This is a genomic window from Streptomyces capoamus (assembly GCF_014654935.1).
GTDB lineage: Bacteria > Actinomycetota > Actinomycetes > Streptomycetales > Streptomycetaceae > Streptomyces > Streptomyces capoamus.
On the sequence record NZ_BNBF01000008.1, the window covers coordinates 52,480 to 59,598 of the forward strand.

General features: G+C 73.5%; 5 protein-coding genes and 1 pseudogene. 5 read left to right on the top strand and 1 reads right to left on the bottom strand.

Annotated features, from left to right (window positions below):
- Together IE312_RS40090 and IE312_RS14840 are read left to right on the top strand one after the other, a co-directional pair.
- Positions 1-1,455 (top strand): AAA family ATPase (locus tag IE312_RS40090; RefSeq protein ID WP_229899765.1); only part of this gene is annotated, 1,455 nt, incomplete at its 5' end.
- A 312-nt stretch (positions 1,456-1,767) separates the two neighbouring features.
- Positions 1,768-2,298 (top strand): YbjN domain-containing protein, encoded by a 531-nt coding sequence (locus tag IE312_RS14840; RefSeq protein ID WP_189981928.1) that lies wholly within the window; start codon positions 1,768-1,770, stop codon positions 2,296-2,298.
- 54 nt (positions 2,299-2,352) lie between these two features.
- Here the strand turns inward: IE312_RS14840 and IE312_RS14845 are convergent, their stop codons facing one another.
- A complete protein-coding gene (locus IE312_RS14845) occupies positions 2,353-3,537 on the bottom strand; it encodes a pyridoxal phosphate-dependent aminotransferase (RefSeq protein ID WP_189981930.1) in 1,185 nt (394 codons plus the stop codon).
- Between the two features lie 962 nt (positions 3,538-4,499).
- On the opposite strand from IE312_RS14845, the gene IE312_RS14850 reads away from it, so the two are divergent.
- The 3 genes and pseudogenes from IE312_RS14850 to IE312_RS40095 form a co-directional block, all read left to right on the top strand.
- A complete protein-coding gene (locus IE312_RS14850; RefSeq protein WP_189981932.1) occupies positions 4,500-5,024 on the top strand; it encodes a DUF2617 family protein in 525 nt (174 codons plus the stop codon).
- Between the two features lie 90 nt (positions 5,025-5,114).
- Positions 5,115-6,749 (top strand): polyamine aminopropyltransferase, encoded by a 1,635-nt coding sequence (locus IE312_RS14855; RefSeq protein WP_189981934.1) that lies wholly within the window; start codon positions 5,115-5,117, stop codon positions 6,747-6,749.
- Between the two features lie 81 nt (positions 6,750-6,830).
- Positions 6,831-7,119, top strand: a pseudogene (locus IE312_RS40095) (SRPBCC domain-containing protein); the annotation flags it as partial.

Genomic DNA, 7,119 nt, shown 5'->3' on the forward strand with positions numbered 1-7,119 from the left:
TACATCACCTCCCGCTTCCTCCCCGACAAGGCCATCGACCTCGTCGACGAGTCGGCCTCGCGGCTGCGGATGGAGATCGACTCCTCGCCCGTGGAGATCGACGAACTCCAGCGTGCCGTCGACCGGCTCAGGATGGAGGAGCTGGCGATCGGCAAGGAGACCGATCCGGCCTCCCTGGCCCGCCTGGAGAAGCTGCGCCGCGACCTCGCCGACAAGGAGGAGGAGCTGCGCGGCCTGACCGCCCGCTGGGAGAAGGAGAAGCAGTCCCTGAACCGGGTCGGCGAGCTGAAGGAGAAGCTGGACGACCTGCGCGGGCAGGCCGAACGCGCCCAGCGCGACGGCGACTTCGACACCGCCGCCAAGCTGCTCTACGGCGAGATCCCGCAGCTGGAGAAGGAGCTGGAGGCCGCCTCCGAGGCCGAGGAGGAGGTCGCCCGGGACACCATGGTCAAGGAGGAGGTCGGCGCGGACGACATCGCCGACGTCGTCGCCGCCTGGACCGGTATCCCCGCCGGGCGGCTCCTGGAGGGCGAGACGCAGAAGCTGCTGCGCATGGAGGAGGAGATCGGCAAGCGGCTCATCGGCCAGGGCGAGGCCGTGCGCGCCGTCAGCGACGCCGTGCGGCGCTCGCGCGCCGGGATCGCCGACCCCGACCGGCCCACCGGGTCCTTCCTCTTCCTCGGCCCGACCGGTGTCGGCAAGACCGAACTCGCCAAGGCGCTCGCCGACTTCCTCTTCGACGACGAGCGGGCCATGGTCCGCATCGACATGTCCGAGTACGGCGAGAAGCACAGCGTGGCCCGCCTGGTCGGCGCGCCTCCCGGCTACGTCGGATACGAGGAGGGCGGCCAGCTCACCGAGGCCGTGCGCCGGCGCCCGTACAGCGTGATCCTGCTGGACGAGGTGGAGAAGGCCCACCCCGAGGTCTTCGACGTCCTGCTCCAGGTGCTGGACGACGGCCGGCTGACGGACGGCCAGGGCCGCACGGTCGACTTCCGCAACACCATCCTGGTGCTCACCTCCAACCTGGGCAGCCAGTTCCTGATGGACCCGCTCAGCAGCGAGGAGCAGAAGAAGGAGCAGGTCCTGGAGGTCGTCCGGTCCTCCTTCAAGCCGGAGTTCCTCAACCGGCTGGACGACCTGGTGGTCTTCTCGGCGCTGACCAAGCCCGAGCTGGAGCGGATCGCGGAACTCCAGATCGACCGGCTCACCAGGCGGCTGGCCGAGCGGCAGCTGACGCTGCAGGTCACCCCCGAGGCACTGGCCTGGCTGGCCGAGGAGGGCCTGGACCCGGCGTACGGCGCCCGGCCGCTGCGCCGCCTGGTGCAGAGCGCCATCGGCGACCGGCTCGCCAAGGAGATCCTGTCCGGCGAGGTCAAGGACGGCGACACGGTCCGCGTGGACCGTTTCGGCGACGGCCTGCTGGTCGGCCCCGCGACCGGCAAGACCCTGTAGGCCGCACGCGGCCGCCCCACGGCCCCCCGTCCCCGGCCGGCTGCCGGGACGGGGGGCCGTGCCGCGCGGGCGCTCAGACGCTGCTCAGGGCGTCGTACAGGGTCCAGAAGAACCACACCGAGAAGGCCAGGCAGCCCCACCACAGGACCCACAGGGCCCATCGCACCGCTCCGGGTATGCGCATCAGCACATCATCACTCACCCCGGTCCCGCCGGTCCCCGTTCCGCCCTGGGCTGACAGGCGGCACGGGGTTGCCATCCCCCGCCCCTCCTGAGGGAGGATGGCGGCATCCGCATGAAGGGAAAAACACGGTGAGCATCGACCCGTCCTCGATTCCGAATTTCGGGGGCCAGCCCGAACCGCAGCCCCAAGGACCGGCGGGCCCCGTCCTCCCGGATCAGGACCTGGTGAAGCAGCTTCTCGACCAGATGGAGCTGAAGTACGTCGTCGACGAGGAGGGTGACCTCGCCGCGCCGTGGGAGCAGTTCCGCACCTACTTCATGTTCCGCGGAGAGGCCGAACAGGCGATCTTCTCGGTGCGGACCTTCTACGACCGGCCGCACAAGATCGACGAGAAGCCGCAGCTGCTCGAGTCGATCGACGACTGGAACCGCCGCACCCTGTGGCCGAAGGTGTACACCCACACCCACGACGACGGCACCGTCCGTCTGATCGGCGAGGCCCAGATGCTGATCGGCACGGGCGTCGACATCAACCACTTCGTCTCCTCCACGGTCAGCTGGGTGCGGGCCGCGATCGAGTTCGACAAGTGGCTGGTGGAGCAGCTCGGCCTGGAGCAGGAGGTCGACGAGTCCGAGCAGCCCGAGGACGACGGGGAGTAACGGCCCCTCCGGCCGGTCCGGGGGCTCCCGCCCCCGGGCCGTGCCCGCCCGCGCTCACATGCGGCGCAGCCGCTCCGCCGCCTCCCGCAGGACCTCCTCCCGCTTGCAGAAGGCGAAGCGCACGAACGGCGCCCCCGCCTCCCGGTCGTCGTAGAACACGGCGTTCGGGATGGCCACCACGCCCGCCCGTTCCGGCAGGGCGCGGCAGAAGGCGAAGCCGTCCTTCTCGCCGAGGGGCCGGATGTCGGTGGTGACGAAGTAGGTGCCGGCCGGCCGGAACACCTCGAAGCCCGCCGCCGTGAGCCCCTCCGCCAGGATGTCCCGGCGGGCCAGCATGCTCCGGCGGAACCCCTCGAAGTAGGAGTCGGGCAGGGCGAGTGCCTCGGCCACCGCGTACTGGAACGGGCCCGAGGCGACGTACGTCAGGAACTGCTTCACCGCGCGGACCGCGCTCACCAGTGCCGGCGCGGCCGTCACCCAGCCGACCTTCCAGCCGGTGAACGAGAACGTCTTGCCGGCCGAGCCGATGCTCACCGTCCGCTCGCGCATCCCGGGGAACGCGGCCAGCGGCAGGTGCTCGGCGCCGTCGAACACCAGGTGCTCGTAGACCTCGTCGGTCACCACCAGCAGGTCCCGCTCGACCGCCAGCTCGGCGATCGCGGCCAGCTCCGCGCGGGTGAGGACGGTACCGGTCGGGTTGTGCGGGGTGTTGACCAGCAGCAGCCGGGTGCGGCCGGTGACGGCGGCCCGCAGCTCGTCCAGGTCCAGCCGGAAACTGCCGTCGTGCGGCCGCAGCGTCACCGGCACCCGGGTGCCGCCCGCCATGGCGATGCTCGCCGCGTACGAGTCGTAGTACGGCTCCAGGGCCACCACCTCGTCGCCCGGCTCGACCAGCGCCAGCAGGGAGGCCGCGATCGCCTCGGTGGCGCCCGCGGTGACCAGCACCTCGGTGTCGGGGTCGTAGGACAGGCCGTAGCGGCGCCGCTGGTGCGCGGCGATCGCGGTGCGCAGCTCGGGGACGCCGGGGCCGGGCGGGTACTGGTTGCCGCGGCCGTCGCGGAGCGCCCGGACGGCCGCCTCCCGGATCTCCTCGGGGCCGTCGGTGTCGGGGAAGCCCTGGCCCAGGTTGATCGCCCCGGTCGCCACGGCGAGCGCCGACATCTCGGCGAAGATCGTCGTCCCGAACGCGGCGAGCCGGCGGTTGAGGTGAGGACGTGCGCTGGAGGTCATGCGGGCCATCCTGCGCCCGGGTCCGGGATTTCCTCAACCCGCCCCCACGCCGGGGGCGCATCCGTCCCCCCGGCCCCCGGGACACCCTGCGTCGCAGGTCAGAGGGTGTTTTCAGGAAGGGATCCTCAGAACTTGCTCAACTCTGCTTTGCGGCGGGAAGCGGCCGGGCATCCCCCCGGCACCGCGCGAGACGCGGCATCACGCGAGGCGCCCACGGGGGGCCGCTTCGGGGGAACGGAAGGAGGGTGGCGCCATGTTCGCAGGCATCATCCTGGCGGTGGTCGTGATCGTGCTCCTCGCGGCGGGCCGGGCCCGCCGGCGCCGGAAGGCCCGGCTTTCGCTGCGCAAGAGCGGCTGCGGGCGGGGCCGGTCGTACGGCTCGGCGTCCTCGGCCGCCTCGGTCTCGTCGGCCTCCTCGGCCACGGACAGCGGGTCGAGCAGCTGGTGGGTCGGCGACTCCGGATCGTCCGGCGGGCACGGCGGGCACGGCGGGCACGGAGGTCACGGCGGGGGCCACGGGGGCCACTCCTGCGGGGGTCACTCCTGCGGCGGAAGCTCGTCGTGCGGCGGAAGTTCGTCGTGCGGCGGGGGCTCCTCGTGCGGCGGCGGCGGGTGCGGGGGAGGCAGCTGACACGGGGCAGCCGGGCTCCCGGACCTGGGGGAACCGCGTCCGGGCCGCACACCGCCGGGCGCCCGCCGGAGCGACCGTCCGGCGGGCGCCCGGCTGGCGCCCGGGGGGTCCGTCCCCGCGCCCGGCGCACGCCATGGTTGAACAGTTGAGCTGTGTAGCCCCCTAGGGGATGGAAACCCTACGAAGTTGGGTAAAAACGCTGTGGCGGCGCCACCGTTCATGATTCCCTCTACATCGCCAACGCAGCCCCTCGGACGTCCCCAGACTCCCCACCCCGGCCGGGCCGGCTGGGCTGACATGGCCGTTCTCCCCCTCCTTTGCGTGCCAGCGGAGCCGATCCATGCTCACGACCCTGAACACCTCCTACACCGATACGCGCGCCGCCGACCTCGCCTGGGCCCTGGGACGCGAGCCGCTGCCCGCCCTGGCCACGCTCGATCTGGAACTCACGGGCACCAAGCTGCAGTTGCGGCTGCTCGGCGCGTCCCACCAGGTCCTCCTGGAGGAGGAGCGCGGCGTCTGTTCGGAGACGGTCGCGTGCATCCCCGGCTCCAGCACCCCGCTGCCGCTGGGCGTCGCCAAACGCGTCGGCGACTGGGAGTACGAGTTCGCCGCCCGCGTGGAAATGCTCACCCCGGGCTCGTTCGCGGGCCGCGCCCAGGAGTTGCTGGACCTCGTCTCCGACCACCCGCACGGCCTCGCCGGGGTCTTCCCCGGCAGCCCGCACGCCTTCACCGCGATGCTGGCCCAGCGGCACGAGGACCAGGTGCACTGGCGCACCTGGCACGCCTATCCGCAGGACGGACAGCTGGTGGCCACCCGCACCCGGGTCGGGGCACGGGCGAGGGCGGCACGGCCGAGGTGACGGCGGCATAAACCCGCGCTGCGTCAACTGCCCCCAGATCCACACGTGTGGGTGACGAAGTGCCCCGAGCGCGTGACGTAACGTCGCAGCGTGATCGAACCGCACGCCCCCGCGCCTGCGGGCGCCCCGCCCTCCCGGACAGTCCCCGCGCGGCTGCCCGTCCGGCCCGGCACCGGGCGGTTCCTGGTCCTCGTGTGCGTCTTCGTCTGCGCCGCCTGCGGACTCGTGTACGAACTCGAACTCGTCGCCTTCGCCTCCTACCTGATCGGCGACTCCGTCACCCAGGCCTCCGTCGTGCTGTCCGTGATGGTGTTCGCGATGGGCATCGGCTCCCTCGCCGCGAAGCGGCTGCGCTGGCACGCGGCGGCCGGATTCGGCGCCGTCGAGTCGGCCCTCGCGCTGGTCGGCGGCTGCAGCGCCATGGCCCTGTACGCCGTCTTCGCCTGGACCGCCGGCTGGGGCGGGATGTGGGCCGACGGACCGCGCTGCCTCCTGGTCGCCTTCTCCCTGGCCATCGGCCTGCTCATCGGCGCCGAGGTCCCGCTGCTCATGGAGCTGATCCAGCGCATCCGCCGGCAGGACGCGGGCGGCGCGGTGGCCGACCTGTTCGCCGCCGACTACGTCGGAGCCCTCGTCGGCGGCCTCGCCTTCCCCTTCCTGCTGCTGCCGTTCCTGGGCCAGTTGACCGGAGCGCTGCTGACCGGCACGGTCAACGTGGTCGCCGGCGGCGCCCTGGTCCTCGGCCTCTTCCGCCGCGACCTGACCCGCCGCGCCCGCTGGACCCTGCTGCTCACCGGCCTCGTCGTGCTGGGCGTCCTCGCCTCGGCCGCCGCCCTCGCCGGCGACTTCGAACGGGCCGCCCGGCACGCCGTCTACGGCACCGGCGTCCGGGTGGCCGTGCAGACCGGCGTCCAGGAGGTCGTGCTGGCCGGCGGCACCCACGGCCGGCCCCTCGACCTCTTCCTCGACGGCCGTCTGCGCGTCGGCGGCCGGGACGCCCGCCGCTACCACGAGGCGCTGGTCGGGCCCGCCCTGGCCGGCCCGCACGCGCGCGTGCTGATCCTCGGCGGCGGTGACGGCCTGGCCGTCCGCGAGGTGCTGCGCCACCGCGGGGTGCGCCGTGTCGACGTGGTCGAACTCGATCCCGTGCTGGTGGACCTGGCCCGCCGCGACCCCGGCCTGTCCGCCGCCAACGGACACGCCTTCGCCGACCGGCGCGTGCACGTCACCACCGCCGACGCGCTCGGCTGGCTGCGGCGGGCGCGCGGGCCGGCGTACGACGTCGTCGTCACGGACCTCCCCGACCCCGGCATCACCGCCAGCACCAAGCTGTACTCCCAGGAGTTCTACGGCCTGGCCCGCCGGGTGCTGGCCCCGGACGGCCGCCTGGTGGTGCACGCCGGCCCCGTCACCACCCGCCCCCGCGTCTTCTGGACCGTCGCCGCGACCCTGCGCACCGCCGGCTTCGCCGTCTCCCCCTACCGGGTCCTCGGCCACGACACCGGCTTCGCGTCCGGCCCCGACCGCTCGACCGGCACGTCCCGGGCCCCCCACGACTGGGGCTTCCTCCTGGCGGCCCCGGGCCCCGTTCCGCCGCCCCTGCGCGTGCCCGGCGACCACGCGGCCACCCTGACCCGGGCCGGGCTGGCGGCGGACGCCCGCGCCGCGCGGCGGACGAGGGTCGGCGGGGTGCGGGCGTCGACGCTGGTGCATCCGAGGTACTGAGGGGCACCGGGAGGCGCCCCGCGGCGAAGCCCGCGGCAGGCCCGGGTGCGCCGGGGCCACAACTGGGTAGGCTCCCCGACCATGGAGCACCAGGTCTTCGTCCCGGTCCCCGCCGAGCGGCTGCGCACCGCGCTGGCCGACCAGGCCCGCGTGGCCCGGGCCGTCCCCGGCCTGCAACAGGAGGCCGGTGCCGAACCGCTCACCGGGCGGCTGAGACTCCGCGTCGGAGGACACTCCGTCACCTACCGGGGCACCGCCCGCGTCAGCGCCCGGGAGGACGGCACGTACGCCGTCGACGGCGACGCCACCGAGTCCCGCGGCACCGGCGCGGTCAAGCTCGCCCTGACCCTGACCCTCACCGACACCGGGG